This is a genomic window from Mycolicibacterium mageritense (assembly GCF_010727475.1).
In the GTDB taxonomy this organism is placed as follows: domain Bacteria; phylum Actinomycetota; class Actinomycetes; order Mycobacteriales; family Mycobacteriaceae; genus Mycobacterium; species Mycobacterium mageritense.
Genome location: NZ_AP022567.1, coordinates 7,763,552 through 7,790,302, shown reverse-complemented (window position 1 = coordinate 7,790,302; position 26,751 = coordinate 7,763,552). Strand labels below are relative to the sequence as shown.

23 protein-coding genes are annotated in these 26,751 nt (G+C 67.5%); 14 read left to right on the top strand and 9 right to left on the bottom strand.

What is annotated here, in order from left to right:
* Positions 1–15: 15 nt before the first annotated feature.
* Positions 16–1,890 carry a translation elongation factor 4 gene (gene lepA, locus G6N67_RS37625; RefSeq protein ID WP_036442715.1) on the top strand — a complete coding sequence of 625 codons (1,875 nt, stop codon included), beginning with the start codon at positions 16–18 and terminating at the stop codon, positions 1,888–1,890.
* 27 nt (positions 1,891–1,917) lie between these two features.
* Here the strand turns inward: lepA and G6N67_RS37620 are convergent, their stop codons facing one another.
* Positions 1,918–3,363, bottom strand: a complete 1,446-nt coding sequence (locus tag G6N67_RS37620) for a cytosine permease (protein ID WP_036442718.1) — start codon at positions 3,361–3,363, stop codon at positions 1,918–1,920.
* On the bottom strand, positions 3,363–3,527 hold the full coding sequence (locus G6N67_RS37615) for a hypothetical protein (protein WP_036442720.1): 165 nt from the start codon (positions 3,525–3,527) through the stop codon (positions 3,363–3,365). The genes G6N67_RS37620 and G6N67_RS37615 overlap by 1 nt, the downstream gene beginning before the upstream one ends.
* A gap of 126 nt (positions 3,528–3,653) precedes the next feature.
* On the opposite strand from G6N67_RS37615, the gene G6N67_RS37610 reads away from it, so the two are divergent.
* The 11 genes from G6N67_RS37610 (at position 3,654) to G6N67_RS37560 (ending at position 17,157) form a co-directional block, all read left to right on the top strand.
* Positions 3,654–5,036 (top strand): flavin monoamine oxidase family protein, encoded by a 1,383-nt coding sequence (locus tag G6N67_RS37610; protein ID WP_036442722.1) that lies wholly within the window; start codon positions 3,654–3,656, stop codon positions 5,034–5,036.
* A gap of 35 nt (positions 5,037–5,071) precedes the next feature.
* A complete protein-coding gene (locus G6N67_RS37605; protein WP_235684094.1) occupies positions 5,072–7,135 on the top strand; it encodes an acetate--CoA ligase family protein in 2,064 nt (687 codons plus the stop codon).
* A 28-nt stretch (positions 7,136–7,163) separates the two neighbouring features.
* The gene (locus G6N67_RS37600; RefSeq protein ID WP_036442723.1) at positions 7,164–8,324 is read left to right on the top strand and encodes an acyl-CoA dehydrogenase family protein; all 1,161 of its coding nucleotides are present in this window, start codon (positions 7,164–7,166) and stop codon (positions 8,322–8,324) included.
* Between the two features lie 86 nt (positions 8,325–8,410).
* A complete protein-coding gene (locus G6N67_RS37595; protein ID WP_036442725.1) occupies positions 8,411–9,004 on the top strand; it encodes a TetR/AcrR family transcriptional regulator in 594 nt (197 codons plus the stop codon).
* Positions 9,005–9,070: 66 nt separating this feature from the next.
* Positions 9,071–9,829 carry a sensor domain-containing protein gene (locus tag G6N67_RS37590; RefSeq protein ID WP_036442727.1) on the top strand — a complete coding sequence of 253 codons (759 nt, stop codon included), beginning with the start codon at positions 9,071–9,073 and terminating at the stop codon, positions 9,827–9,829.
* Between the two features lie 43 nt (positions 9,830–9,872).
* Positions 9,873–10,580 carry a sensor domain-containing protein gene (locus G6N67_RS37585; protein ID WP_036442729.1) on the top strand — a complete coding sequence of 236 codons (708 nt, stop codon included), beginning with the start codon at positions 9,873–9,875 and terminating at the stop codon, positions 10,578–10,580.
* Positions 10,581–10,662: 82 nt separating this feature from the next.
* The gene (locus G6N67_RS37580; RefSeq protein ID WP_036442731.1) at positions 10,663–11,958 is read left to right on the top strand and encodes an NtaA/DmoA family FMN-dependent monooxygenase; all 1,296 of its coding nucleotides are present in this window, start codon (positions 10,663–10,665) and stop codon (positions 11,956–11,958) included.
* On the top strand, positions 11,955–13,337 hold the full coding sequence (locus G6N67_RS37575; RefSeq protein WP_036442733.1) for an LLM class flavin-dependent oxidoreductase: 1,383 nt from the start codon (positions 11,955–11,957) through the stop codon (positions 13,335–13,337). The genes G6N67_RS37580 and G6N67_RS37575 overlap by 4 nt, the downstream gene beginning before the upstream one ends.
* 129 nt (positions 13,338–13,466) lie before the next feature.
* Positions 13,467–14,942 carry an APC family permease gene (locus tag G6N67_RS37570; RefSeq protein ID WP_036442735.1) on the top strand — a complete coding sequence of 492 codons (1,476 nt, stop codon included), beginning with the start codon at positions 13,467–13,469 and terminating at the stop codon, positions 14,940–14,942.
* On the top strand, positions 14,939–15,925 hold the full coding sequence (locus G6N67_RS37565) for a GNAT family N-acetyltransferase (protein WP_036442737.1): 987 nt from the start codon (positions 14,939–14,941) through the stop codon (positions 15,923–15,925). Before G6N67_RS37570 ends, G6N67_RS37565 begins: the two co-directional genes overlap by 4 nt.
* Entirely contained in the window at positions 15,922–17,157 is a 1,236-nt protein-coding gene (locus tag G6N67_RS37560; protein ID WP_036442739.1) for an acyl-CoA dehydrogenase family protein, read from the top strand. Before G6N67_RS37565 ends, G6N67_RS37560 begins: the two co-directional genes overlap by 4 nt.
* A gap of 9 nt (positions 17,158–17,166) precedes the next feature.
* On the opposite strand, the gene G6N67_RS37555 is transcribed toward G6N67_RS37560, so the two are convergent.
* Positions 17,167–18,081, bottom strand: a complete 915-nt coding sequence (locus G6N67_RS37555; protein ID WP_036442741.1) for a zinc-binding dehydrogenase — start codon at positions 18,079–18,081, stop codon at positions 17,167–17,169.
* Positions 18,082–18,146: 65 nt separating this feature from the next.
* Between G6N67_RS37555 and G6N67_RS37550 the strand changes: the two genes are divergently transcribed.
* Entirely contained in the window at positions 18,147–18,692 is a 546-nt protein-coding gene (locus G6N67_RS37550; RefSeq protein WP_036442744.1) for a class I SAM-dependent methyltransferase, read from the top strand.
* A gap of 22 nt (positions 18,693–18,714) precedes the next feature.
* Here G6N67_RS37550 and G6N67_RS37545 read toward each other — a convergent pair whose 3' ends face one another.
* The 6 genes from G6N67_RS37545 to G6N67_RS37520 form a co-directional block, all read right to left on the bottom strand.
* Positions 18,715–20,481 (bottom strand): ABC transporter substrate-binding protein, encoded by a 1,767-nt coding sequence (locus G6N67_RS37545; protein WP_036442746.1) that lies wholly within the window; start codon positions 20,479–20,481, stop codon positions 18,715–18,717.
* A 47-nt stretch (positions 20,482–20,528) separates the two neighbouring features.
* Positions 20,529–21,512 carry an ABC transporter permease gene (locus G6N67_RS37540; protein WP_036442748.1) on the bottom strand — a complete coding sequence of 328 codons (984 nt, stop codon included), beginning with the start codon at positions 21,510–21,512 and terminating at the stop codon, positions 20,529–20,531.
* Positions 21,509–22,450 (bottom strand): ABC transporter permease, encoded by a 942-nt coding sequence (locus tag G6N67_RS37535; protein WP_036442750.1) that lies wholly within the window; start codon positions 22,448–22,450, stop codon positions 21,509–21,511. Before G6N67_RS37535 ends, G6N67_RS37540 begins: the two co-directional genes overlap by 4 nt.
* Entirely contained in the window at positions 22,447–24,069 is a 1,623-nt protein-coding gene (locus tag G6N67_RS37530) for a dipeptide ABC transporter ATP-binding protein (protein ID WP_036442752.1), read from the bottom strand. Before G6N67_RS37530 ends, G6N67_RS37535 begins: the two co-directional genes overlap by 4 nt.
* 99 nt (positions 24,070–24,168) lie before the next feature.
* Positions 24,169–25,422, bottom strand: a complete 1,254-nt coding sequence (locus G6N67_RS37525) for a GNAT family N-acetyltransferase (RefSeq protein ID WP_229481016.1) — start codon at positions 25,420–25,422, stop codon at positions 24,169–24,171.
* Positions 25,392–25,643 (bottom strand): ANTAR domain-containing protein, encoded by a 252-nt coding sequence (locus G6N67_RS37520; protein WP_036442755.1) that lies wholly within the window; start codon positions 25,641–25,643, stop codon positions 25,392–25,394. Before G6N67_RS37520 ends, G6N67_RS37525 begins: the two co-directional genes overlap by 31 nt.
* Before the next feature lie 98 nt (positions 25,644–25,741).
* On the opposite strand from G6N67_RS37520, the gene G6N67_RS37515 reads away from it, so the two are divergent.
* On the top strand, positions 25,742–26,734 hold the full coding sequence (locus G6N67_RS37515; protein WP_036442757.1) for an isopenicillin N synthase family dioxygenase: 993 nt from the start codon (positions 25,742–25,744) through the stop codon (positions 26,732–26,734).
* The last annotated feature ends 17 nt before the right edge of the window (positions 26,735–26,751 follow it).

The window sequence follows — 26,751 nt, the reverse complement described above, 5'->3', positions numbered from 1 at the left end:
GGAGGCGCACAGCACGTGCGCGACACCCACGTTCACCAGGAGATTCCCATCAGCAGTTTCGCCGACAAGACGTTCACTGCGCCGGCGCAGATTCGGAACTTCTGCATCATCGCCCACATCGACCACGGCAAGTCGACGCTGGCCGACCGGATGCTGCAGCTCACCGGCGTCGTCGACGACCGGTCGATGCGCGCCCAGTACCTGGACCGGATGGACATCGAGCGGGAACGCGGCATCACCATCAAGGCCCAGAACGTGCGGCTGCCATGGACGGTGAACGGCGAAGATCACGTGCTGCACCTCATCGACACGCCCGGCCACGTCGACTTCACCTACGAGGTGTCGCGCGCCTTGGAGGCCTGCGAGGGTGCGGTACTGCTGGTCGACGCGGCGCAGGGCATCGAGGCGCAGACGCTGGCCAACCTGTACCTCGCGCTCGATCGCGACCTGACGATCATCCCGGTGCTCAACAAGATCGACCTGCCTGCCGCGGATCCGGAGCGCTACGCCGGCGAGCTCGCGCACATCATCGGGTGCGAGCCGTCCGACGTGCTGAGGGTTTCGGGTAAGACCGGTGAGGGCGTGGCCGAGCTGCTCGACGAGGTGGTGCGGCAGGTGCCCGCGCCGACGGGTGACGCCGACGCTCCCGCGCGGGCCATGATCTTCGACTCGGTGTACGACATCTACCGCGGCGTGGTGACCTACGTGCGCGTGGTCGACGGGAAGATCACGCCGCGCGAACGCATCGCGATGATGTCCACCGGAGCCACGCACGAGCTGCTCGAGGTCGGCATCGTCTCACCCGAGCCCAAGGCCAGCGAAGGCCTGGGCGTCGGGGAGGTGGGCTACCTCATCACCGGCGTGAAGGACGTTCGGCAGTCCAAGGTCGGCGACACCGTGACGACGGCCCGCAAGGGTGCGACGGAGGCGCTGACCGGGTACCGCGAACCCAAGCCCATGGTCTACTCGGGCCTCTACCCGGTGGACGGCTCGGACTATCCGGACCTGCGCGACGCGCTGGACAAGCTGCAACTCAACGACGCCGCGCTGACGTATGAACCTGAGACGTCGGTGGCGCTGGGCTTCGGGTTCCGCTGCGGCTTCCTCGGGCTGCTGCACATGGAGATCACCCGCGAACGCCTGGAACGCGAGTTCAACCTCGATCTGATCTCGACCTCACCCAACGTCGTGTACCGCGTCATCAAGGACGATGGCTCGGAGATCGTCGTGACCAACCCGTCGGACTGGCCAGAAGGCAAGGTCCGCGAGGTCTACGAACCCGTCGTCAAGACCACCGTGATCGCGCCGAGCGAGTTCATCGGCACCATCATGGAGCTGTGCCAGTCGCGGCGCGGCGAGCTCGGCGGCATGGACTATCTGTCGCCCGAACGTGTCGAGCTGCGCTACACGATGCCGCTGGGCGAGATCATCTTCGACTTCTTCGACTCGCTGAAGTCGCGTACCCGCGGCTACGCCAGCCTCGACTACGAGGAGGCCGGCGAACAGCAGGCCGATCTGGTCAAGGTCGACATCCTGCTGCAGGGCGAGGCCGTGGACGCGTTCTCGGCGATCGTCCACAAGGACGGCGCTTCGGCTTATGGCAACAAGATGACCACCAAGCTCAAGGAGCTGATCCCGCGCCAGCAGTTCGAGGTGCCGGTGCAGGCTGCGATCGGCTCGAAGATCATTGCCCGCGAGAACATCCGGGCCATCCGCAAGGACGTGCTCTCGAAGTGCTACGGCGGTGACATCACCCGTAAGCGCAAGCTGCTGGAGAAGCAGAAAGAGGGCAAGAAGCGCATGAAGACCATCGGTCGCGTGGATGTTCCGCAGGAAGCATTCGTCGCGGCGTTGTCGACGGACGCGGCGGGGGACAAGCCGAAGAAGTAGTCCCGCCGCGCCCGTCGCATCCGGCGGCTACCGCGGGTAGCCACCGGCTCCCGCGCGTTGCACCACGAGCCGGGTCAGCACGTAGTGGGTCAGCCCGGCAACGACGAACGCCGGAAGCGACGCCGTGGTGTACCGGAACACGCCGGTGGGTTCGTAGGTCACCGGGTTGAGCAGCAGCGCGTAGGTGACCGCGCCTGCGGCGACCGCGGCGAACGCCGCCAGGTTGACTCCCTTCCAGTAGCTGTAGGCGGATTCGCCGATGGGGCGGAACAGGTCTCGGACGTTGAGCCTGCGGCGACGCAGGATGAAGTAGTCGACGATCTGTACCGCGCACAGCGGTGCCAACACGATCGCACCCCACGAGACGAACCGGCCGTAGTTGTCGTAGACGGCGGCCGGGAAGAACACCAGCACGGCCGCCGGCGCGAGGATCACCGCGAGCATCAGCGGCCACGCCGCCCTCCGGAAGAACGCTCCGCCGCCGCCCTTGAGGGCCACCATCGACGCATACCCCTGCGACAGGATCGCGGTGACATTGGCCAGGCAGATGATCACCAGCGCCACCACGCCCAGACCGGCGCCCGCCAACGGGATCATCCACTGCGTGGGATCCTCGACCTGCAGCGAAAGCGCGGCCAGGACTCCCACCACGGCGGCGACCACCGACGCGCCGAACACCCCGATCCAGTTGGGCCAGAACGCCGCCCGCGAGCTCCGGGTCAGCCGGGCCAGGTTGCCGAGGTTCGGCCACCACGCGAAACCGCCCGCCAGGTTCAGCTCGACCGCCAGCATGAAGCTCAGGTGCGGGTCGTCGCCGGCCCCGCCGAGCGGCACCAACGCGGTGAGGTCCGACCAGGTGTGACCCGAGAAGATGATCACGATGACGCCGACGATGATGACCACCAGCATGGGCGCGATGATGCGGCACACCGCCTCGACCGACACCGGACCGCGGGCCAGCACGAGCCAGGACACCACGATCGCCACCAGGCCGAGCAGGCTTGCGGCCACACCGGATTCCGAAAGCTGGGTGCCGGCAACCTGATTCACGACGGTCACCAGCCCGTGGCCGAACATGATGGCAAGCACGGCCGACCACGCGGCGGCGAGCACCGTGGACACCGCGACCATCACCACCCGCGCGCCGTTCTCGCCGAAGATGCTGCGCAGCCCGACGAACTGTTCGATGCCGTATTTGACCGACGGCATGCACGGGGCGAGGGCCACCAGCAGGACGCTGATGCCGTAGCCGATCACGATCGACGCGATGGCCTGCGTGACACCCACGTAGTAGGCGACGGCCGCGCCCTGCAGAAAGGCCCACGTGGCGACCGCGAGCCCCACGTTGACCGCGGAGTGCTGCCACAAACCCCAGATTCGTTCGGCCGGGCGCAGCGGAAGGTCGGTGAGCGTCGCGTCGGGGCTGCCATCGGCGCTCGCGGCGTCAGCGCCGGGTTCGCGCACGTCGGTCATCAGTACGCCCACCACAGCAGCGCCACGGTGGCCACGGCCAGGGCCGCCACCGCGATCAGGATGTCGGTCAGCGGCAGGTCGGGTACCGCCATCGAGGCATCGGTGGGGGATTCCAGCATGCTCAGGCGTTCCTCGAGTTCTCGTTCGAATGTGGTCTCGTCCACCGGACTCCATTTCTGATTGGCGGGCCAGTTTAAGTGAGTCTGTGGTCGCGGTCACAAGATGTCAACCCGCGCGGCGGAATCACATTTATTCTTGACTGGCGGGCCAATTAAGTTAAGAATCTACGCATGACGACGACCTCGCAGCCATCCGGCGACTCGGTGCACACTGTCGTGATCGGCGCCGGATACGCGGGCCTCAGCACTGCATTGTCGCTAGCAGACGCGGGTGTCGAGGTGCTGGTCCTGGAGGGCTCGGAGAGGGTCGGGGGCCGGGTGCACACCGGCACGCTCGACGGCGGCGTGGTCGTCGACCACGGCGGTCAGTGGGTCGGGCCCACGCAGCACCGACTGCTGAGCATGGCCGAACGCTTCGGGTGTGCCACGTTCCCGACCTACGACTCGGGCGACCATCTGGAACTCTGGGCCGACGGCATCTGCCGGCCGTTCCGCGGTGCCGGGCCGGTGGGCGGGCCCGGCGTCGAGCAGTACATCGAGGCGACCGAGGCCATCGACAAGCTCGCGGCCGCGATCAACCTCGACGACCCCACGGCCACCGAGCAACTCGCGGAGTGGGACGGCGAAACCGTCGCGTCCTACTTCGACCGCACCGTGCCCGACGAGGATGCGCGGCGCCGCCTGGCGCTCGCGGTGCAGGGTGTGTGGACCGTCGAACCGCGGGACATCTCGCTGTTCCACCTGCTCTTCTACGTCGCGTCGGCGGGCGGTTTCGACCAGTTGATGGAGACCCAGGGCTGTGCTCAGGAACGGCGCTTCACCGGCGGCGCCCAGTCGGTGGCGCTCGCGATGGCCGAGCACCTCGGGAACCGCGTGCGGCTCAACTCCGCGGTGCGCCACATCGAACATGCATCGGACGGGGTTCGCATCCACACCGACGAGGCCGTAGTGCACGCGTCGCACGTCGTGGTGGCGACGTCCCCCGGCGCCGCAGTGCGCCTTCGCTTCACCCCGGCGCTGCCGCCGTCCCGCAACCGGTGGATGGAACGCAGCCCCATGGGCGACGTCACCAAGATCCACACGGTCTACGAAACCCCGTTCTGGCGCGCCAGCGGACTGTCCGGGCAGGCCACCGTGTACGGGAACCACAGCGTCGGAGTGGTATTCGACAACTCGCCCGAAGACGCGCGCGCCGGCGTGCTGGTGTCGTTCGTCTACGCCGAGCGGCAGCAGCGCTGGTCTGCGCGCACGGCTGCCGAGCGGCGCGCCGACGTGCTGGCGACCCTGCGGGAGATCTTCGGTGACGAGGCGGCAAATCCCGTGCAGTACACCGAGAAGAGCTGGCCCGAGGATCCCTGGGCGCATGGCGGATACGCGGCCAACCCGGCGCCCGGCGTCTGGGTCGAACACGGTGCGGCCGGCTGGCGCACGCCGTGCGGACGCGTGCACTGGGCCGGCTCGGAGACCTCGAGCGTGTGGAACGGCTACATCGACGGCGCGATCGCGTCGGGCCAGCGGGCCGCCGCCGAGATCATCGCGGGCTCGGCACCATGACCGGCGTCGACGTCAGCACAGACAGGAACAGCGAAGTGACACCCACCGCGACGCGCGGCGCAACCGATCTCAGCGTGTTCAGCGACCCCAGGTCCGTCGCGGTGGTCGGTGCGTCGAACGACCCCGCGAAATGGGGCTACTGGCTGGCATCCGGTGCTCTGGTGGGCTCGGCACGTCGGACCGTGCACTTCGTCAACAGCCGGGCTGGGGAAGTTCTCGGGCAGCCCTGTGTCCCAAGCCTTCTGGACCTTCCCGAGGCGCCTGAACTGGTGGCGTTGTGTGTCCCCGCCGCGCATGTCGACACCGTCGTCGATCAGGGGCTGCAACGCGGCGTCCGCGGATTCCTCGGGATCACCGGGGGAGTGACCGACGACAGCGCGCTGGCCGCCCGGATCACCGCGCACGGCGCACGGCTCATCGGGACCAACAGCCTCGGGATCTACGACGCCAGCAGCCATCTGCAACTGCTGTGGGGCCGGCTGACCCCAGGACCGTTGGCGATCATCTCCCAGAGCGGTCAGCTCGGCTCGGAACTCGCAGACCTCGGCCGCAGGCAGGGCCTTGGCATTTCCCGGTTCGTGTCCATCGGCAACCAGTCCGACGTCTCGGCGGCCGAGTTGCTCGCCGACCTGGCCGAGCACGACGCGACCCGCGTGGTCGCGCTCTATCTGGAGAGCTTCACCGACGGAGAAACCCTCTTCGAGACCATCGAACAGCTGCGCGCATCGGGTAAACCGACCGTTTTGCTGACCGTGGGGTCGAGCAGCGCGAGCACCCGGATGGCCCGCTCCCACACCGGATCCCTCACCGCCCCGACCGACATGGTCGACGCGGCCTGTCGAGCAGCAGGCGTGGTACGGGCCGGCACGCCCAGCGAGGTCGTCGACATCGCGCGCACGCTCCTCACCGCGCCGCCTGCGCGGGGCCGGCGCATCGCGATCGTGGGCGACAGCGGCGGGCAGAGCGCGATCGCCGCCGACGTCGCGTCGGGGATGCGACTGGCTGTCGTGCCGTTCTCCGAGCCGGTGACCGCCGATCTCGCCGACCGGTTGCCCGCAGGAGCGGCCTGTGCCAACCCGATCGACCTGGCCGGCGCCGGAGAACAGGACATGGGCAACTACGCCGCGATCGTCGAACGGGTCGTCGCCGCGGGCGAGATCGACGCGGTCGTCATGACGGGGTATTTCGGCTGCTACGGGCGTGACATCCCCTCGTCGGCCGCAGGCGAGGCCGCAGTGGCCGAGCGCCTCGGTGCCGTCGTCTCAGCCTCCGGCGTCCCGGTCATCGTGCACACCATGGGACCGGAAACCGCTACGGCCGAAGCGCTTTGGCGGTGCGGCGTGCCCGCATTCGGCACCGTCGAGGCGGCCATGCGCGCGGTGGCCCGCACGGCCGCGCTGAGCCCACGTGCGGTCGTCGGAGGTTCGACCGGCGTCTCGGACAGGCCGCTGGGGCATGGCTACTGGGCGGCGCGGCAGCTGCTCGAGCCGCTCGGCATCGGGTTCCCGACGGGCGCGGTGATCCGCACCGACGCAGACCTGGCCGGCGTCAGTGGCTTGCGTGCCCCGCTCGTGCTCAAGGCCGGCTGGCTGGAGCACAAGAGCGAAGTCGGCGGTGTCCGAACCGGTCTCGTCGGCCCGGACGAGTTACGGGACGCCTTCCGCGACATGCAGGCCCGGCTCGGAGACGGCGATTACGTGGTCGAGGAACAGGACACGCGGCCCGGTGCGGTCGAGGTTCTGGTCGGGGCTCGCAGGGATCCGCAGCTGGGGGCGTTCGTCGTCGTAGGGGCCGGTGGCACGGAGACCGAGATGCACCAGGACGTTCGGATCGAACGCGCGCCGGTCTCCCACGACATCGCCCGGCAGATGCTCGGCGAGTTGCGCATGGCACCGCTGCTGACCGGGTGGCGCGGCCGCCCCGCGGTCGATGTCGACGCGGTGGCAGACCTCATCGTCACGGTGTCGGAGCTGATCGCGGACCGCAGGGACATCGGCGAGATCGAGCTCAACCCGGTGCGGGCCACCCCGTCAGGGGCGCTCGCGGTCGACGCGCTCGTCCTCGGTGTAGCCGCGCACGAAAACTGCGGCCAGACATAAATATTCATCCCGATAGGAGAACAGTCAGATGCAGACCACGAACATCCCGGCCTGGCCGCTGAGCGACGAACAGCGCCAGATCGTCGAGCTGTGCCGTGACTTCGCGGCCAAAGAGATCCGGCCCCGGGGCCGTGAGGTCGACGAGGCCGACACCGTGACCCCGGTCGACATCTTCCAGAAGGCTGCAGAGGTCGGGATCACGGACTTCATGATTCCCGAGGAGTTCGGCGGTGGCGGGTTCACCGACGTCTTCACCCAGTGCCTGGTGCAGGAGGAGCTGTGCTGGGGCGATCCGGGCATCGGAAACCTGGTGTGCTCGAACGGATTCTTCTCCGATCCGATCATGGTGCTGGGCACCGAGGATCAGAAGAAGCGTTGGCTGACCCCGCTGACCGGTCCGAAATCCCCGATGACGTCGCTGGCCACCACCGAGCCGGAATCCGGTTCGGACGCCGCGTCGATCAGCACCACCGCGACCCGCGTCGACGGCGGCTACCGCATCAACGGACAGAAGGCATGGATCTCCAACGCCGGTGCTGCCGAGTTCTATGTCATATTCGCCAAGACCGACCCCAGCCTGCGCTCTGGTGGCGTGACCGCGTTCCTGGTGCACCGCGATGCGCCGGGAATGTCGTTCGGCGAGCCGATGAAGAAGATGGGGCAGCGGGCCATCGTGTGCCGCGAGATCTTCCTCGACGGCGTGTTCGTCCCCGAGGAGGACCGTCTCGGCGCTGAGGGGCAGGGCTTCTACGGCCTGATGGGCACGTTCGACATCTCGCGCGTGGTGCTCGGCGCGGCCGCGGTCGGCGCGGCCCGGGCGGCCTATGAATACGCGCTCGACTACGCCAAGACGCGAAAGCAGTTCGGTGTGCCCATCATCGAGCACCAGGCGGTGGCGTTCCGGCTCGCCGACATGGCAACCCGCATCGAATCGGCCCGGCTGCTGGTCCTGCACGCGGCCCGGGTGATCGACAGCGGCGCGCCCGCACGGGGACTCGCGGCCATGGCCAAGCTCACCGCGTCCGAGACGGCGATGTTCGTCACGCATGCGGCCGTGCAAACGCTTGGCGGCTGGGGATATTCGCGTGAATACCCGGTGGAGCAGTGGATGCGCGACGTCAAGCTCGAAGAGATCGAAGAAGGCACCTCCGACATCATGAAACTGGTGATCTCCCGCAACCTCGGCTGAGGCGGCCGAGCATTGTTGATTGAACGTACAGTTATTTCACTTGTACGATCGGGTACCCAGCAATGCTCAGCCGACCCGGAGGGCCGATGCCACGTCCCAGCGTCGAAGCCGAGCGCCGGCCGCAGATCTTGTCTGCGGCATGCGCCGTCATCGCGCAGATCGGCATTCCGGCGCTGCGGCTCTCCGACGTGGCCAAACAGGCCGGGGTCAGTTCCGGCACCGTGCACTACTACTTCGAGACCAAACGGGACGTCATCACCGCGGCGTTCGAGTTCAACCTGAGCGATTCACTCGCGCGCAGGCAGGAACTGCTCAGCGCGGACAAGGACAGTCTGGCCATCTTGCACGACGTGGTGGAGTCCTACCTGCCCGCCGACGACCGGTCACGCCAGGCCTGGAAGGTGTGGCTCGCGTTGTGGGCGGAAGGCGGTCGCGACGAGGTGCTGCAGGAGATCAACGATCGGCTCTACGGGCAGTGGCGCGACGTAGTCGCAGGGGTGATCCGGGCGGCCCAGACCGAAGGGCTCGCCCGCGCCGGTGATCCCGTCACCCTGGCGAACATGCTGATCGGCATGCTCGACGGGCTGGCGGTGCAGGTGATCCTGCAATCGCCGAGCATGCCGCTCGACTCGATGCGGGAGACCTGCAAGGCCTTCATCGGTGCCGTCATCGCGCGCTGACGTGCGCTTTGCTGGCGCGTACGCGTAGTAGGGTCAGGGCAGGTCGGATTCGGCAGGGGTGAACGGATGCAAACGGTGCGGGGTGCGGGTTTGCTGCTCGCGGGTTTGATGTTGCTGACCGGCTGCACGAAGGTGGTCGCCGGAACCGTCGAACCCGCCGACGGCCTGGCGCCGCGGCCGCTTTCGGCCGACGCCATCGTCAAGGTTCTGCCCACCGAGAGCGACCTCGAGGACGTGATGGGCGAGGCTTTTCGTGCCGACGGCACGATGCTGACGGGCGACGTGGACGACATGGCTGACGGCCTGGCCACCGAGGCGGACGCCACCCCGCACGAATGTGTGGGGGCCGCGACCTCGATGCAGCGCAGCACCTATCAGGACGCCGACGTGACCGCCGTGGTCAACCAGCGCTGGGAATCCGACGAGAGCATGGCCGACGTGCTGGCCGCCGAGGGTGGCGTCGTGGCACTCGACTCGACGGCCGCAGCCAACAAGCTGTTCGAGGATTTCACCAAGCAATGGAAGGAATGCGAGGGCCAGACCGTCACGATCGTGTCGACGTCGGTGCGCGGCGGCTACTTCACCGACAAGGTCACCGACGTGCGCGTCGACGGCTCGGTTCTGGCCGCCACGGTCGAATTCGGGCACACCCTCGACCAGGAGACCAGCCCGACCGCGCGGGCCATCGGGGTACGGGCGAACTGCCTCGTCGAGGTCGAGGTCGCGTTCTACCGCAACGCAACCGGCAGCGGGACGGCCGATCCCGAGTCCAGCGCCATCGACGTCGCGCGGCTCATGATGGACAAAGTCAGCGATCTGAGTTGATCAGCTGGCAATCTTCCGGCCGAACATCAGCGACAATGGCAGTATGACTGTCAGATCCGTCGGTGCCCGGCTTTGTGCGGCCGGTGTTCTGGTCGCGGTGTCAGCACTGTTGGCCGGCTGTGAGAAGTCCGTGGCGGGGATGGCGGTCCGCGACCCGAACGTCCCGCCGGGCAAGATCCTCGAGAAGTCCGACATCGACGAATTGTTGCTGTCTCCCGACGAACTCGACGGCATCATGGGTGCGTCCGGCCTGGGCGTGACTCTCGACGAGGACACCCTCAACGACAACTCCGACGCCGTGTCCGATCCGGACTGCGCCGGTGCGGCCTACGGTGCCCAGGAGGTGGCGTACGGGGACTCGGGGTACACCGCGGTGCGTGACCAGATCGTCCGGGAACCCGGCGACAACAACGCACACTGGCTCGAACAGGTCGTCGCGCTGTACCCGTCGGCAGCGGAGGCCAAGAAGTTCCTGCAGGAGTCGAAGGAGAAATGGCAGGACTGCGCCGGGTCACTCGTGACCTACGACTCCAGCGACCAACCGCTGACGTGGGAGGTCAGCGACGTGACGGCCGAGGACACGTCGATCACGCAGATGTCGACGCCCGAAGTCGCTTCCAGCGGCGGCTGTCACCACTCCATGGCCGTCGCGGCCAACGTGATAGCCGAAGCGTGGGCATGTGGGGATGACGTCGTCGACCAGGCCACGTCGATCACGAGCGCGATCGGGGACAAGGTCGACAACGCGTAGCGCGGGAGGCCGACACCCGCGCCAAGATTCGCGCTGAGCGCAACCCTCGGCGGGCGCGGTTGCCCGTCGTAATGTCGCCGGAGTGCCAAGAGATCTTCATCTGCTGGCCTTCGGCAACACCAGATCAGCAGGGCCGTGGCGCCATCCCGACGTCGACAACAGCACTGCCGGGGTGCGCCGCAGGCTCATCGAACACGCCAAGCTCGCCGAGGCGGGCACGTTCGACGCGTTGTTCTTCGCCGACGGGCTGAACTACGGACCACCCGCCACCTGGGCGTACAAGATCACCGAGGACTTCGAGCCGCTCACCGCGACGGCCGCACTGTCGGCGGTGACCGAGCGAGTCGGGCTGGTGGTGACCGGATCGGCGACGCTGGCCCACCCGTATCACCTTGCCCGGCAACTGCTGTCCCTCGACCATCTCAGCGGCGGCCGCGCCGGGTGGAACCTCGTCACCAGTTTCGCCAGAGCCGCCGCGGACAACTTCAGCGCCAACGGCGTCGTCGACCATGACGAGCGGTACCAGATCGCCGAGGAAGCGCTCGACGTGGTCCGCAAGCTGTGGGACGGCTGGGGCGAGGATACCGTCGTCGAGGACCGCGCAACGGGAATCTTCAACGACACCAGCAAGATCCGGGTGGCCAACCACCATGGAAAATACTTCGACGTCGCCGGGCCCATCGGTGCGGCCCGCTCGGCGCAGGGCCGGCCGGTGCTGTTCCAGGCCGGATCGTCCGACACCGGACGGACATTCGCCGCCCGCCACGCCGAGGTCATCTTCACGAGCCACGGCAACCGGCGCCGTGCACAAGAGTTCTACCGGCAGATCCACGCCGAGGCCCGCCGGCTCGGGCGCTCCACTGCACCGCTGATCACACCGTCCTTGCGGTACCTCGTCGGCTCCACCGACGAGGAGGCACGCCGCGCCGAGCGCGAGGAGTACCAGTACTTCAGCCCGCAGTACCAGGCCGGCTGGCTGCTGGAGGTCGACGTCGACGTCACCGGTGCCGACCTCGACGGACCCGTTCCCGCGTCGGCGTTCCCGGCTAACACCGAGACCCACCAAACCGCGCTGGCCGGATACCGTGCCCTGGCGAGCGAGGGGAATCCGACCGTTCGCGAGTTCCTGTATCGCACCGTGAACGGTTGGGGAGCAGCGGTTGTCGGCACCCCTGAGCGCATCGCCGACGAGATCGAAGAGTGGTTCACCACCGCGGCAGCCGATGGTTTCGTGCTGCGGGATTCCGGGTTGCCCGGGCAGACCGAACTCTTTGTCGAACAGGTTGTGCCGGTGCTGCGCAAGCGCGGGTTGTTCCGGCACGAATACGCCGGCACCACGCTGCGTTCGCATCTCGGCTTGCAGGTTCCGGTCCGATGACCGAACCCTTTGTGCTGGCGGCGTTCACGATGTCGACGGTGTCGCACGGCAATTTCGGGTTGTGGCGGCATCCGGCTGATCAGACCGCCAACTACACCGACCTAGGGTACTGGGTCGAGCTGGCGAAGCTTCTGGACGCTGGCGGATTCGACGCCCTGTTCATCGCTGACGCGGTCGGCCAACTCGACGTGTTCGGCGGGGATGCCGACGCCGCGCTGGCGCGTGCCGTGCAGACCCCGGTGACAGATCCGCTGCTCGCGGTCTCGGCGATGGCGGCCGCCACCGAGCACCTCGGATTCGGCATCACGGTCTCGACCACCTACGAAAGCCCGTACCTGCTGGCGCGCAAGTTCAGTACGCTCGACCATCTCACGGGTGGCCGGATCGGCTGGAACATCGTCACGTCGCTACTCGACAGCGCCGCACGCAACATCATCGGCCGGGATCGCCAGATCCCGCACGACGAGCGATACGCGATGGCGCAGGAGTTCCTGGAGGTCACCTACAAACTGTGGGAGGGCTCGTGGGAGCCGGACGCGGTGCTGCGGGACCGCGACCGCGGCATCTACACCGATCCGGCCAAGGTGCACGGAATCGGACACCAAGGCCGTTATTTCACGGTCCCCGGCGCGCATCTCGTCGAGCCGTCACCGCAGCGCACGCCGGTGCTGTTCCAGGCCGGAACATCCACGGCCGGGCGTGAATTCGCGGCCCGCAACGCCGAGCTGGTATTCGTCAGCGATCCTCGGCCCGAGGTGCTACGGGCCAACATCGACGACGTGCGGCGCCGCGCGGTCGGGCACGGCCGCGACCCGCAATCGATCAAGTTCATCACCTCGGTCGAGATCGTCACCGACAGTACGGATTCGGCCGCGCAGGCCAAGGCCGACGAACTCGGCGAATATCACGACCTGGAAGGCGGTCTGGTGCTGCTGTCCGCGCTGAGCGGAGTCGACTGGTCGAGCTACGGTGTCGACCGGCCGATCGAACAGTTCGACACCGACGCCAGCCGCTCGATTCTGGCCGCCGTGACCGACACCGATGCGCGCCGACGGCTGACGCTGCGCGACTATGTCGGCAAACTGGGCGGATTCGGCGGTGAGCTGTTCGTGGGCTCGGCCGCGACCGTCGCCGACGAACTGGAGTCCTACGCCCGCCGCACCGGGGTCGACGGCTTCAACATCGCCTACCACATCACCCCCGGCAGTTTCGCGGACGTGGCGACCTACCTGATACCCGAACTGCGCAGGCGCGGCCGCGCCCGGGAAGCCGGTGAGCCCACCACGTTGCGGCAGCGGATCTTCGGCGGTCACTCGCCACTGTTGCGTGACGGCCACCCCGCAGCCGCTTTCCGTCGCAATTCCGTTCCCGCTCAATAGAATCCTGGCGATTCCATGCCTGCCGCGACGAATCCGATTGCGGCATCGTGGCATACCTCATCAACTTGCCAACCGCCTGCGTCCCAGTCCACTTCGACCAGGCGATGTCCGGAGAAAGGACAGGCCATCGTGACCACCACTGACGACCAGGAGACCGCGGCCGGGGGACGCACCCTCACGGCCGCGGAATCCACCGGTCTGGAAAAAGAGGCCCTCGGGGCCTGGGGCGTCTTCGCGCAAGGGCTCGCCGCCGCGGCGCCCAGCGTCGCACTCGCCGTCGTTCCGTTCTCGTTGTTCGTCGCGGCAGGCAAGGGCGCGGCGTGGGCCGCGGTGATCGGCCTGCTCATCGTCGCGTTGGTGGCCATCACCATCAGCTTCCAGGCCAAGCGCACGGTGTCGTCCGGATCGCTCGGCACCTACACCGGCAACGGTCTGGGACCAGGCTTCGCGTATGCCGCCGGGTTCAGCCTGCTGTTCGGCTACATCGGTTTCGCGACCACCGGAACTCTCGGCGGCGTGCTCTACCTGGATTCGTTCCTGGAGTCCATCGGTCTTGGCTCGCAAGCGGTCTGGTTCCGCCTGTTGCTGGTGCTCGTGGTGGTCGGCGTCGCGGTGTACCTGCCGTACCGGGGTGTGTCGCTGGCGGCCAAGTATGAGCTGGCCTTCGAACTGCTCGCGATCGCCTCGATCCTGGTGATCATCGTGGCCTCCTACATCGGCTACGGGTTCCGCATCGACTGGGAGCAGTGGAACCCGCAGCACCTGGGCTCCAGCGCGACCTTCATCGCAGCGGTGACCGCCGTCGGCTCCTACGCCGGTTTCGAGAGCGTCGCGTCGTTGGGTGCCGAAGCCAAGAACGCGCACCGCAACATCGCCCGATCACTGCTGCGCGTCGTCATCCTGCTCGGTGTGCTGTACATCTTCGCGACCTACCCGCAGATCCTGCACTTCGGTGAGATCGACGGTGACAAGGCGGTTCTGCCGCAGCTGGCCGAATCCGTCGGGGTGTCCTGGGTGAACCAGGTGGTCAGCGGTGCAGTTGCCGTCGCATTCATCGTGTTCGTCACCGCCGTGACCACGGCCGCCGCGCGGTCACTGTTCACCTTCGCACATGAGGGCGCTCTGCCACAGGTGTTCGCCAAGGTGCACGCCACCCACAAGACACCGTGGGCCGGAGTCGTTTTCGTCGGCATCCTGGCCCTGGTCTTCTCGACCGTCGCGACGTTCAGTTCGGCGGGCCGGCTGGTGTTCGACGTCTACGGTGGCTACGTGGCCAACTGGGGTTTCCTGGTGAGCTACCTGCTGGTGGTCATCGCCACCCCGATCTGGCTGCGCAAGATCAACGCGCTGACACCACTGCGCCTCGGGGTGGCCGTCGCCGCGACCATCGGCTTGGGCTACGTGATCGTCAGCAACTTCTATCCCGTGCCCGAATTCCCGTTCAACATCCTGCCTTTCGTGTTCGCAGGCATCCTACTGGCCGGGCTGACCTGGTACTGGTACCTCAAACGCACCAAGCCAGAGGTGGCCAACCGGATCGGCACCATCCAGACGCTGTCCGAGGAAGAACAGCAGCGGTTGATCGACGAGGGCGTCACCCCATGACGCTCGCGCAACCACGCGTCGAGCACCCGTCGACCGCTCCGCTGACAGCGCGGCACCATCCGCTGATCGCCGACTTCCTGGCGACCACCGCGGGCCTCGGCGGCCGCAAATTCGCCGCCGACTCCCGCGACGTGGCAGAGCAGCTCGACGGTACGTATCCAGGGTCGGCTGTTGTCCTGCTCGGCGAATCGGGAGCGGTCCTCGGCTACGCGGCTTTGCACCGGCCTGACGGCGCAGAACCGGAAGTGCTGGCCGACTTCGTCTTTCATCCGGAAGCGCCCGGCGACGCGGTGGCCCGGATCGTCGCGGACACAGTCGAACGCTTTCAGCGCGTCGCGATCCCCGGATCGTACCTGCGGACCTACATCGGGGCCGATCAGCCGGTTGCGATCACCGCGTTACGGCGGCACGGGGCCCGGCAGGAACGACAGTTCATCAGCACGCGCAAGTCGTTGCTCGACGAAGACCCCGTCGACCTGGCCGCGGCCAGGATCGACGGCCTCACAGTGTTGTCGTGGCCCGAGATCCTTGCGGCCGGCCTGTCGGAATCGGTCCGGCGGTTGCAGTTCGACACGTTCAGCGAGCATTTCGGGAACATGGCGAAAACCCCACAGCGCTGGGAGCACCACCTCGCCAGCCGGGCGTTCACCCCCGATTTCAGTCTCGCCGCGGTCGACGACGACGGTGCTGTGGTCGGTTACGTGCTGGGCTCGACCTACACGGTCGGTGTCGGTGCGGCCGAACAGCGCAGCGCCCACACCGATTACATCGGGGTGCGGCGGGATCGGCGCGAACGTGGCACCGGCGAGCTGCTGCTGAGAAAGATCTGGCTGGCCGCGCTGCGCCGGGGCCTGACCGTGGCATCGCTGGGTACCGACATCAACAATGCCAGCAATGCCCATGTCCTGTACCGCCGGCTCGGGTACGTCGCGGTTCAGGACGAGTACGCGTATCGCATCGACGCCGATCGGAGTTCGGAATGACCACGCAAGCAAGTTATCTCAAACGGCCCTCGGGGTACGACGCCGAACTCCGGTCGGTGTTCCGGCCGGTCTTCGAGCGGATCGCCGAGGGCAGCGTCCAGCGGGAGGCCGACCGGGTCTTCCCGCACGAGCAGGTGCGGTGGCTCAACGAGGCGGGTTTCGGCACCCTCCGGATCCCGGCCGAACAGGGTGGGTTCGGTGCCTCGCTGGAACAGACCTTCCTGCTGCTGGCCGAACTGGGGGAGGCCGACGCCAACGTCGCCCACATCTGGCGCAACCACCTCGCCTTTGTCGAAGACCGGCTCAACGCACCGGTTTCGGAGGACAACACCACCTGGATCAAGCGGTTCCTGGCAGGTGAATTCGTCGGTGGGGGTTGGACCGAGGCCAACAACGTCACCCTGGCCAACCTCACCACGACGGTGACCGCCGAAGACGGGCACTGGGTGGTCAGCGGTGCCAAATACTATGCGACCGGCAGTCTGTACGCGGACTGGCTCGACGTGCTGGGACGTGGCGACGATGGGCAGCTCTGGACCGCGCTGGTACGCGCCGACGATCCGGGCGTGACCCTGGTCGACGACTGGCGCGGTTTCGGCCAACGCACCACCGCGAGTGGCTCGGCCCGGTATGACCGCGCCAAGGCCGAGCGCGGCAACGTCTTTCCCGCCGCGGAACGCTTCACCTATCAGGCGCACTTCTACCAGACCGCGATGCTCGCCGTGCTCACCGGCATCACCCGGGCGGTGCAGCGTGACGGGTCGGCCGCGTTGAAGGAACGCGTCCGCAACTATCCGCAGGGTCTGGCCGCGGTGCCGTCCGACGATCCTCAGCTGCTGCAGGTGATCGGAGAGCTGTCCGCCGACGCGTTCGGCGCGGAGGCCGCCCTGGCCAGTAGCGCGCGCACGCTGGACCGGATCGTGGCAGGGCGGCTCTCGGGCGGTGACGAGCACGCGCGGCAACTGCTCGTCGACGCCGAGGTCGCCGTCGCACAGGCACAACTCGTGATCATCGGCGCCGCGCTGCGGGCCACCACGCGGGTGTTCGACGCGCTCGGTGCGTCAGGCGTATCGGAAAAGCTTGGGCTGGACCGGCATTGGCGCAACGCCCGCACGCTCGCGTCGCACAATCCGGTGGTCTACAAGGCACGCATCCTGGGCGACTGGTTCATCAACGGCAAGGATCCGGTGGCGGACCTGGCGTCGCTGGGCCGGGGCGGTCAGGGGAACTGACGGTCCCGGCTACTGCCCGACGCGCAGCACGGCCTTGCCCGCGACCTTGCGGTTCAGCAAGGCCTCTGCTGCGGCCGCGATGTTGTCCCACGAGTCCCGGAGCCCGATCTGCGGGTCGAGCTCGCCGTCGGCCAGCAGCGTGAGCAGGTAGTCCAGGTCGGCCTGGAACGGGGCGCGAACCGTGAACGGCTCCAACCGTTTCCGGTTACCCAGCCGACGTTCGTGCTCGAAGTTGATGGTGGTCGGTTCGTTGGAGGCCATGCCGATCGACTGCACCGAGCCGCCGTCGGACACCAGGCTGAACGCCTGCGCCAAGAGCTTCCCGCCGACGTTGTCGAGCACCCCGAACACGGGCTCGACACCGTCGACCCCGACGACGACTTCGGCGGCGCCGAGCTGTTCGAGGCCCTCGCCGCGGGCCGGGCTGCCGACGGCGGCGACGACATGTGCCCCGGCCCTTGCCGCGAGCTGTACCGCGTAGCGTCCGACACCGCCCGAGGCGCCGGTGATCAACACGCGGCGCCCGACGACGGGGCCGAGAGCACGCAGCGCCTGCAGCGCGGTGACACCCGCGACCGGAAGCGCGGCAGCCTCGTCGAACTCGACGAACTCGGGCAGTTCGGCCAGGTTGTCCGTCGCGACGGCCCGCCGCTCGGCCCAGCCCGCCTCACCGCTGAACCCCACGACCCGGGCGCCTTCGGGCGGCCCGGATCCGTCGGCCGCGGCCTGCACCACGACACCCGCGCTGTCCCAGCCGGGCACCTCCCCGGGACGGCGCATGTGGTCGATGAAGTGCAATTCGCCGAAATTGAGTGCGATTGCGTGGACGTCGATCAGAACCTGAGAATCCGCCACGGGTGGCTCGGCCACCTCGTCGAATCGCAGTTTTGCCGGCGCTTGCGGGTCGAAGACGATGGCTCGCATGTGGGGGCAAACCTCTCGCGGCGTGCCCGTATTCCCGTTCGGTGCATCTTTCCTAGAGTGGCTGGATGAGCGTGCGAGACCGGGCCCGCTGGGACGCCGAGTATGCAGACCGGCCCGCCGCCGGCGCCGGTGCGTTGCCGCGTGTGTTCGCGGGACTCGAATCGGCGTTCCCGCATTCGGGAACGGCGCTCGACCTGGCCTGTGGTCAGGGCGCCGCGTCGGTATGGCTCGCGTGCCGCGGTCTACAGGTGTGGGGTGTGGATGTGTCCGCCGTCGCGGTCGATCAGGCTCACCGGCTTGCCGAGCGCACAGGCGTCGCGGACCGGTGCCGCTTCGACGTGCACGATCTGGACGACGGCCTGCCGCAGGGACCGCCGGCCGACGTGATCCTGTGCCACCGTTTCCGCGACCGCCGGTTGGACGATGCGATCGTCGACCGGCTCGCGCCGGGCGGTCTGTTCGCGATCTGCGCGCTCAGCGAGGTCGGCGCGGCACCCGGACCGTACCGGTGCGCGCCGGGTGAACTGCCTGCCGCATTCGCCAGGCTCGACGTGATCGCCGCGGGCGAAGGCGACGGCGAGGCCTGGTTGCTCGCGGTTGCCGCGCGCTGACGGCAGGCCCCGCCCGACCGCGCTATCCGTTGACCGCGATGTTGGTGATGTCGGCGTTGTTCCCGAGCGACTGCCAGGTCCAGTTGGTGACCCGGTCGGACGTCGGCACGGTCTTCACCCGCTCGATGAGCGGGAACCAGGCCAGGTCTTCCGTCGCGATCGTGTTGGCCTCCTGCCAGTCGGCAGTCGGATCCTGGGCTGCGAACGCGCGGTTGACGGCTTCGTTGAGCCTGGGATTGTGATAAGTGACGCCGTTCCAGGTGCCGCCCGGGGCGAAGTCGGAGTCCAGCCAACCGCCCAGCGTCATCCTGGCGCTGTTGCCCTGCCAGTCCGGCGTCCAGTTCGTGATCGCCAGATCCCACTGGTCGAGTTTCGTCTTGTCACCGAGGAACGCGTCGAATGCGCCCCAGCTGTCGGCCGCGATGGGGGTGAGCTTGACGTTGATCCCCGCCCGCGCCGCCGACGTCTGCACCGACGTCGCGATCTTCTCGAATTCCGGATTGTTGCGATATGCCACGTTGACCGTGAGACCCGGCTTGCCCGCCTCCGCGAGCAATGCCTTTGCCTTGTCGGGATCGCCCTTGTCCTCCGGTGTCGGGTACGGGTTCTTCCCCGTGTAACCGACGATCGTGGAGGTCAAGATCTCATTGCTGGGAATGGCCGAGTCCGGGCCGCCGAGACCACGGACCACGTCCGCCCGGTTGAGCGAGTAGTTGAACGCCTGCCGGACCCGTAGATCCTTGAATGCCTGCTGCGCAGGTGTTTTCGGGTCCGCCGGGTTGTTCTGGCTGATGAAGATCGCCGACCCGCTCGCCGACGCATGCAGATGTTCAGGGTCGGTCTTCTTGTACTGCGCGATGACGTTGGCGGGGAAGGCCCGCACGTACAGCCCGATGTCGGCGGTGCCGGTCTGCAGTTGCTGCGACACGGCGTCGGCCGAGCTGACCGTGGTGTCGAAGACGATCTTGTCGGCGTATGCCTTTCGCGGATCGCCCGCGGCGTTGTACTCGGGCACCTTCGCGAGCGTCAACTGCTTGCCCGGATCGAGGGACTCGATGTAGTACGGGCCGCTGGACACATAGTTCTTGCGGAATTCCAGGCTGTCGGCGAAGTACTTCGACACGACTTCCTCGGGCAGCGGGGTGACGAAATTGAGGGTCAGGATGTCCAGGATGTCACTGGCCGGCTGGGTCAGCGTCAGCTGTAAAGTCTTGTCGTCCACGGCTTTCAGCCCGCTGATGTCGTGGCTGTCGATGAAGTTCTTGACCGCGGCGAGATCCCCGGTGGGCACCTTGGCGAACTCGTCGGAGTACTCCTTGAAGCCTTCGAACAGCGCGTTGTAGTAGGTGATCGCGCTGACCTGTGCGTTGGGGTCGGGGAACCGCTTGACCGCATAGACGAAGTCCTGCGCGGTGATCGGTCGCGTGCTGGCCCCGGAGAAGTTGATGTTGTCGCGGAGATGGAACGTGTAGGTCTTGCGGTCCGGGCTGATGTCCCAGCTCTCCGCGAGATCGGGCACCACCTCGGTGTCCTTGCCGATCCCGTCCTTGTTGCCGGCATACGTGACCAGCTGCCGCGTGGTCGCCCGGATGACCTGCCACGACTCCGCGGAGTAGGCGATCAGCGGGTCGAGCGCGTCGACGTCACCGACCGAGGCGACGTGGAGTGTCCCACCGGACAGCTCCGCAGGGTCGACCGCAGCGGATCGATCGTCGCCGCGGCCGCAGGCCGCGACCAGCAGTGTGGTGCTCAACGCGACCGCGATGACGCGACGGCCTCTCAAGTTCATTGTTCGTACCTTTCTCGGGTGTGCGCGGAATTCGTTTGGCCTGCAGGTCATTTACCGCTGCGGGCAGTGGCGACGACGTCGACGGCGAACGTGGAGAGCACAAAGATCACGGCGCCCAGCAGCGTGCAGCCGATCACGACGGGAGCGTCGCCGTTGTTGGCGGCGTTGACGGCAAGCCTGCCGACGCCGTCGATGCCGAAGATCTGTTCGGTGATGATCGCGCCACCCAGGATCGTGGCGAACTCGATCGCGCCCAGCGTCAGGATCGGGTTGAGCGCGGCCGAAAGGGCATGGTTGAAATAGACCCCGTGCGGCGCGACGCCCTTCGCGCGGGCCGTGCGGATGAAATCTTTGTTCGACACCTCGAGGACCGACGCCCGTACCACACGTTGGAACAAGCCCACCTCGGCCAATACCAGTGTCAGCCAGGGCAACAACAGGTGCCTGGCCCACTCGGACGGTGACGTGGTCAGCGCGACGTATCCGCCGCTGGGAAACCACTTCACGCCTGCCAGGGAAAGCTGGTAGTAAAGCACAAACAGCAGGATCACGCCCGTGACGAACGTCGGGACCGACAGGAACACATACGAAATCGCCGACGTGACCGCGTCGAAGACGCCGCCCGGTTTACGGGCCGCGTAAACCCCGAGCAGGATCGACAGACTGATCCACAGCACCAGGGCGCCGACGGCCAGGCTGAGGGTGGCCGGGATCTTCTCCAGGATCAGATCGGTGACCGGGCGCTGTTCCCGGTACGAATAGCCAAGGCTCGGCGGCCAATTGAGAAGGCCCGTGGGAGTGCCCTTGATCTCCGGACCGCGTACGACGTAGTGCCACAGCTGCACATACCATGGATCGTTGAGGCGCAGGCTGTTCGCGATGGCATCCACGGTCTGCTGGGACGCGTTCTCGGGCGCCAGCATCCGAGCCGGATTCTGATAGGCGACCTTGGTGAGTCCGAAGGTCACGAGCACGACGGCGAACACCGTGACCACCATGCGTGCGGAACGCCAGAGCAGGGTGCGCCTCACCGAGCCGCGCTCGGGTCGAACCGATTGCGCAGCGCTGTGCTCAACACGTTGAAGCCCAGCACCGTGACGAACAGCGCGCCCGCGGGGGCGACGAGCATGAGCGGTTGCGTCTGATACAGCGCGGAGTCCTGCGCGTTGGCGATCATGGTGCCCCAGCTCGGAGTCGGCGGCCTGATGCCGACACCGAGGTAGGACAGCGACGCCTCCGCGATGATGTTGATCGGCAACTGCACAGCCCAGTAGATGACCACGGTCGGGGCGATATTGGGCAGGATCTCGCGCAGGATCACCCGCGAAGGCGAACTGCCCGCACCGATCGAAGCCAACACGAACGGTTTGGACTTGATCTCGATCACCGAATTGCGTACCAGCCGCGCGAAATAGGTCCAGGAGAACAGTGCGATGATGCCGATCACGACGATGATCGGGTCGACCACAGTGGTGCCCGCGGTACCCCGGTTGAGGGTGACCACGCTCAGGGCCGTCACCAGGAACGGGAAGGCCAGCGCGACGTTGGTCAGTTCGGAGAGCGCGGCGTCGAGTCGCCCGCCGAAGTACCCGCCGGCCAGTCCGATCACCAGGCCGACGAGCATCGCGATCGTGGTGGCGGGTATGCCGATGGCCAGCGACACCCGCGCGCCATAGAGCGTGCGGACGAGAACGTCGCGACCGCTGCCGTCGGCGCCGAGCAGGAATCCGTTGCCGCCGGTGATCGGTAGCCCGGCCGCATCGAGGGTCTCGTCGGGGAACTGCTCGTTCGGGCCATGACCGACGACGGCGGCGACAGCGGGTGCGCTCACCGCGGCCAGCAGCACCACGGCCACCAGCGCCGAGCCGGCCACGAGACCCGGATCGCGCAGCAACGACCGCACCCGGCCGTGGCGTAGGGGCGTCGAGGGATCAACGGCAACAGTGGGTTTCAGCAGGAGATCGGTCATGAGGCCTTCAGGCGGGGGATGGCATCGAGGAGCCGGCGGGTGTATGCCGACCGGGGCGCAGAGAAGACGTCCGCGGTGGCACCGATCTCCTCCACCCCGTCCGGTCCCAGCACGATCACCCGGTGCGCGATGGACGACACCACGCCGAGGTCGTGGGTGATGAACAGGAAGGCCGTGCGGTGGTCGCGCACCAACTGCTGGACGAGCGAGATGATCTCGCTCTGCGTCGTGACGTCCAGCGAGGACAGGGCTTCGTCGGCGACGATCAGCCGGGGTTGCAGCACGAGCGCCCGGGCGAACGCGGCCCGTTGCCGTTGTCCGCCGGACAGTTCGGCGGGGTAGCGGTCGAGCAGTGAGTGGGGCAACCGGGCGTCGTCGGCCGCGCTTGCCACGCGGGCCACGATCACGGCGCTGTCGACGTGCTGTGCGCGCAGGGGTTCTGCCAGGGATGCCGCGACGGTACGGCGGGGGTTGAGGCTCGAGTAGGGATCCTGGAACACCAGTTGGACGTCACGGCGCGCGGTGGCAGGCAGCGGCGGCACGCCGTCGTCGACCGCGGTGGGGAAATGGTTACCGGCCAGCGTGATCTCGCCGGCGTCGGCATACTGCAGCCCGGCGACGATCCGCCCGACCGTCGATTTTCCCGACCCCGATTCACCGACCAGGCCGACGATCTCGCCGGGGCTGATGGTGAAGTCGAGGCCTTCGACCACGGTTGTACGCTCGCGGCGGGTACGGGCGGGATAGCTCTTGCGCAGCCGTCGCACGGTCAGCAGAGATTCAGTGGTGTCCGCCGGTTCGGCTGCATCGAGGCCGCGCCCGGCGTCCACCGTGTGCAACAGCGACGCCGCCAACAGGTCTCGCGTGTACTGCTCCTGTGGTCGGCCGTAGATCCGGTCCCGGGAGCCACTTTCCACCACCCGGCCGTCTTTGACCACGGTGACGGTGTCGGCGACCTCGTGAACGACTCCGAGGTCGTGGCTGACGAACAGGATCGCGGTGCCGTGCTCGCGCTGTAGTCGCTTGAGCAGTTTGAGAACTCCGGCTTGCACGCTGACGTCGAGCGCGGTGGTCGGTTCGTCGGCGATGATGAGCGCGGGGTTCAGTGCGATCGCCATCGCGATCATCGCGCGTTGCCGCATGCCGCCCGAGAACTCCGCCGGGAAACTGTCGTAGCCGCCGGCCGGGATGCCGACCTCTGCGAGCAACTCCTCGACCCGTTCGCGGCGTGCACGGCGCCCGGCGCGGGTGTGGATGCGCAGCACTTCGTCGATCTGGTGCCCGACCGACTTGAACGGGTGCAGATTGCTCTGAGGATCCTGGAACACGAAACCGATGTCCTTGCCCAGGATTCGGCGCAGTTCGGGTTCGCTCACCGACAGCAGATCCTGGCCGGCGAAGCGGACGGAGCCCGTCGTCTCGGCCCGGGCGCCGAGCAGCCGGGTGGCCGCCAGCAGGGACACGCTCTTACCGGAACCGGATTCACCCACGATCGCGGCGGTCTGACCGGACTCCACCGAGAAACTGATCGACTCGACCGCCCGCACCGCTCGCCGTCCGCGAGCGCGGTTCCCGGTGTGGATGGTGACGGCGAGATCGGTGACGTCAAACAGCGTCATCGCGGGTGTGACGCCGTGACCGCACCGAATTCATGTCCCTATCCTCGGCCAGGATTCACTGTCGGCCAACGGTTTCGATCACCCCGAAGTTATCGACCGTCAGAAGAAGATGCCGCTGTGTGGTTGCAGTGGTACCGAGAACAGACGGTCGGCGGTGACTAGCGCGGCGGGTTCGTTGACCCGCACCGAGCCGTTGAACGCCAGGGTGCGCCATGACGTCGCGCCGAGCAGGGCTGCTGCCACGGCGTCGATCCCGGCCTCCAACTGCGCATCGCCACGTGTCGATTCCGCGCCCGATGGTGAGATCGAGTAGGTCGCCGAGTTCTCCGGCAGCAGGGCGTCGTGCACCCGAAGGGTGACCGAGCCGCCGTCGTTGTAGTCCCTCGCCGCCAAAGCGGCTGCGGCGTCGACGATCCGCAACCACGTTTCGTCGCGGGCACCGCCTGCGGTTGCCGCCCGCCGGTCGGAGAGCAGCCACGGCAGGGGATCGTCGGTCGGCAGCATCTGGAACACCACCCGGTCGATCAGGTCAAGATCGAGGAAGAAGCGCAACAGCCCGAGGTAGGCGTCGGCGGTGGGAGCGAAGAAGTCGTCCACCACCACGGTGCGGTGCGCACTGACGAACCAGGCCTCGGTGTCGACGGGATGGTATCTCGCGAAACCTGTTTCATGTCCCGGCTCACCGTGGACCACCACGTAGCCGGGCCCGCTCGTGCCCTCGGCGCGCAGCTGCTGAGAATGCCACCACACCGCGGGGCGGTCGATGGTGCCCGGTCGGTCGGGCCGGTTGGCCGCGTAGATCTGCGGCAGCAGCCGCCACGATTCGTCCAGGTCGATCAACCGGACAGGCCCGCCGTGACCGACGTCCGGCCGCAGCCGCGTCCGCTTGGTCGACAGATCCACCGTCGTGGTGAAGCTCGCGGGCGCGTAGCCGAACCGCCCGTAGATGGTGGCCTCCGAGGCCCGCAGGGTTGCGACCGCTTCGCCCCGGTCACGAATGTCACGGAGCTGACGACGCATCAGGTCGGTGGCGATCCCGCGTCGGGTGTGCGAGGGCAGCACTCCGACGTGGGTCACCGCGGCGTGCCCCACGAGCTTGCCCCCGGGCACGGTGAGCGAACTGGTCGCGGAATCGGTGGTGCCCACCAGATGGCCGTCGACGAATGCGCCGAACGTGCGGCCCGGTTCCAAGATCTGCCGGATCCGTCCTTTCGCCAGTCCGGACAGCTGGGGAAAGCCCACCATCGCGGTACGGAACAGGTTGAGCGCCTTGGTCAGATCCGCTTCGGTGTCGAGCACCCTGATGTCGGCGCCGCGTGGACTCAACGCGATTCGGCGATGAGGCCGCCCCACGCCGTGAACACCTCGGCGTCGTCGGCCGACGACGACCCGCTGGCCATCGCCACCAGCCCTGAGGAAATACTCCCGATTCCGATGCCGGTCTGGTGTACAACCCGCACGAGTTCGGTGAACGCCTGCTCCGGGGTGCAGCCACGCAAGCCGACCAGCACGCCGATGGCTGTGTCGATCGTCTTGCGTGATCTGTCGTCGGTCAGTGGTGCCAGGTGTGCCATGCCTCGATGATGTGCTCGGACACCGCGGATGCCCAGAGATCGGCGCACGCTGATTCGACGGTTGTTTGCCGCGACGACGCGTCGGTAGCCTCGGACGCATGCTTCCGGTTCTCGATCTCCGTGATGCGGATGCGGCTTCCGAGCGGTTCCGGGCGCGCCTGCGCGAGGCCGCCCACGACATCGGGTTCTTCTATCTGACCGGGCACGGCGTCGAGTCCGAGAAGGCCGACCGGGTACTGCGTTTGGCGCGAGAGTTCTTCGCGCTGCCGGTCGCCGCCAAGAACGAGATCAGCCAGTTGCGGAGCCCGCAGTTCCGCGGCTACTCGCGTATCGGGGGCGAGCTCACCAACGGCGAGGTCGACTGGCGCGAGCAGATCGACATCGGGCCCGAACGGCAGGTGCTGCCAGACGCCGGGGGCTACTGGCGACTGCAGGGTCCGAACCTGTGGCCCGCGCAGCCCGCGGGATTCCGTGCGGCGTTCGAGGATTGGGATCGCACGCTCTCGGCCGTGGGCCTGCGGCTGCTACGGCAGTGGGCGGTGTCGCTCGGGGCGGCGGAGGACACGTTCGACGCCGCGTTCGCCGACCTGCCCGCCACACTCATCAAGGTCGTGCGCTACCCGGGCACCGGTGACACGTCACAGGGTGTCGGCGCCCACAAGGACTCCGGCGTACTGACGCTGCTCTTGGTGGAGCCGGGATCGGAAGGCCTTCAGGTGGAGGCGGAACCGGGGCGGTGGGTCGACGTGCCGCCGCTCGACGGCGCGTTGATCGTCAACATCGGGGAGTTGCTCGAGGTCGCCACGGGTGGCTACCTGCGCGCGACGCGGCACCGGGTGCTGGCGCCGCCGCCGGGGCGTGACCGCGTCTCGATCCCGTACTTCCTCAATCCGGCGCTCGACGCGCTCGTGCCGGTCATCTCCCTGCCGCCAGAGCTGGCGGCGCTGTCGCGCGGTGTCGAGACCGACCCGGCGAACCCGATTTTCAACACCTACGGCGAGAACGCGTGGAAGTCGCGCACGCGCGCACACCCCGACGTCGCCGAGCTGCATCACGGCATCGCGCCGAGCGGCGCGCCACGCACGTACTGACGATGCTGCCGAGCCGG

What these genes read in the sequence shown, in the direction of transcription:
- G6N67_RS37620 (WP_036442718.1), bottom strand. Translation starts at nt 3,363, where the DNA reads ATGACCGACGTGCGCGAACCCGGCGCTGACGCCGCGAGCGCCGATGGC.
- G6N67_RS37610 (WP_036442722.1), top strand. Translation starts at nt 3,654, where the DNA reads ATGACGACGACCTCGCAGCCATCCGGCGACTCGGTGCACACTGTCGTG.
- G6N67_RS37600 (WP_036442723.1), top strand. Translation starts at nt 7,164, where the DNA reads ATGCAGACCACGAACATCCCGGCCTGGCCGCTGAGCGACGAACAGCGC.
- G6N67_RS37595 (WP_036442725.1), top strand. Translation starts at nt 8,411, where the DNA reads ATGCCACGTCCCAGCGTCGAAGCCGAGCGCCGGCCGCAGATCTTGTCT.
- G6N67_RS37590 (WP_036442727.1), top strand. Translation starts at nt 9,071, where the DNA reads ATGCAAACGGTGCGGGGTGCGGGTTTGCTGCTCGCGGGTTTGATGTTG.
- G6N67_RS37585 (WP_036442729.1), top strand. Translation starts at nt 9,873, where the DNA reads ATGACTGTCAGATCCGTCGGTGCCCGGCTTTGTGCGGCCGGTGTTCTG.
- G6N67_RS37575 (WP_036442733.1), top strand. Translation starts at nt 11,955, where the DNA reads ATGACCGAACCCTTTGTGCTGGCGGCGTTCACGATGTCGACGGTGTCG.
- G6N67_RS37565 (WP_036442737.1), top strand. Translation starts at nt 14,939, where the DNA reads ATGACGCTCGCGCAACCACGCGTCGAGCACCCGTCGACCGCTCCGCTG.
- G6N67_RS37560 (WP_036442739.1), top strand. Translation starts at nt 15,922, where the DNA reads ATGACCACGCAAGCAAGTTATCTCAAACGGCCCTCGGGGTACGACGCC.
- G6N67_RS37555 (WP_036442741.1), bottom strand. Translation starts at nt 18,081, where the DNA reads ATGCGAGCCATCGTCTTCGACCCGCAAGCGCCGGCAAAACTGCGATTC.
- G6N67_RS37550 (WP_036442744.1), top strand. Translation starts at nt 18,147, where the DNA reads ATGAGCGTGCGAGACCGGGCCCGCTGGGACGCCGAGTATGCAGACCGG.
- G6N67_RS37545 (WP_036442746.1), bottom strand. Translation starts at nt 20,481, where the DNA reads ATGAACTTGAGAGGCCGTCGCGTCATCGCGGTCGCGTTGAGCACCACA.
- G6N67_RS37535 (WP_036442750.1), bottom strand. Translation starts at nt 22,450, where the DNA reads ATGACCGATCTCCTGCTGAAACCCACTGTTGCCGTTGATCCCTCGACG.
- G6N67_RS37530 (WP_036442752.1), bottom strand. Translation starts at nt 24,069, where the DNA reads ATGACGCTGTTTGACGTCACCGATCTCGCCGTCACCATCCACACCGGG.
- G6N67_RS37520 (WP_036442755.1), bottom strand. Translation starts at nt 25,643, where the DNA reads ATGGCACACCTGGCACCACTGACCGACGACAGATCACGCAAGACGATC.
- G6N67_RS37515 (WP_036442757.1), top strand. Translation starts at nt 25,742, where the DNA reads ATGCTTCCGGTTCTCGATCTCCGTGATGCGGATGCGGCTTCCGAGCGG.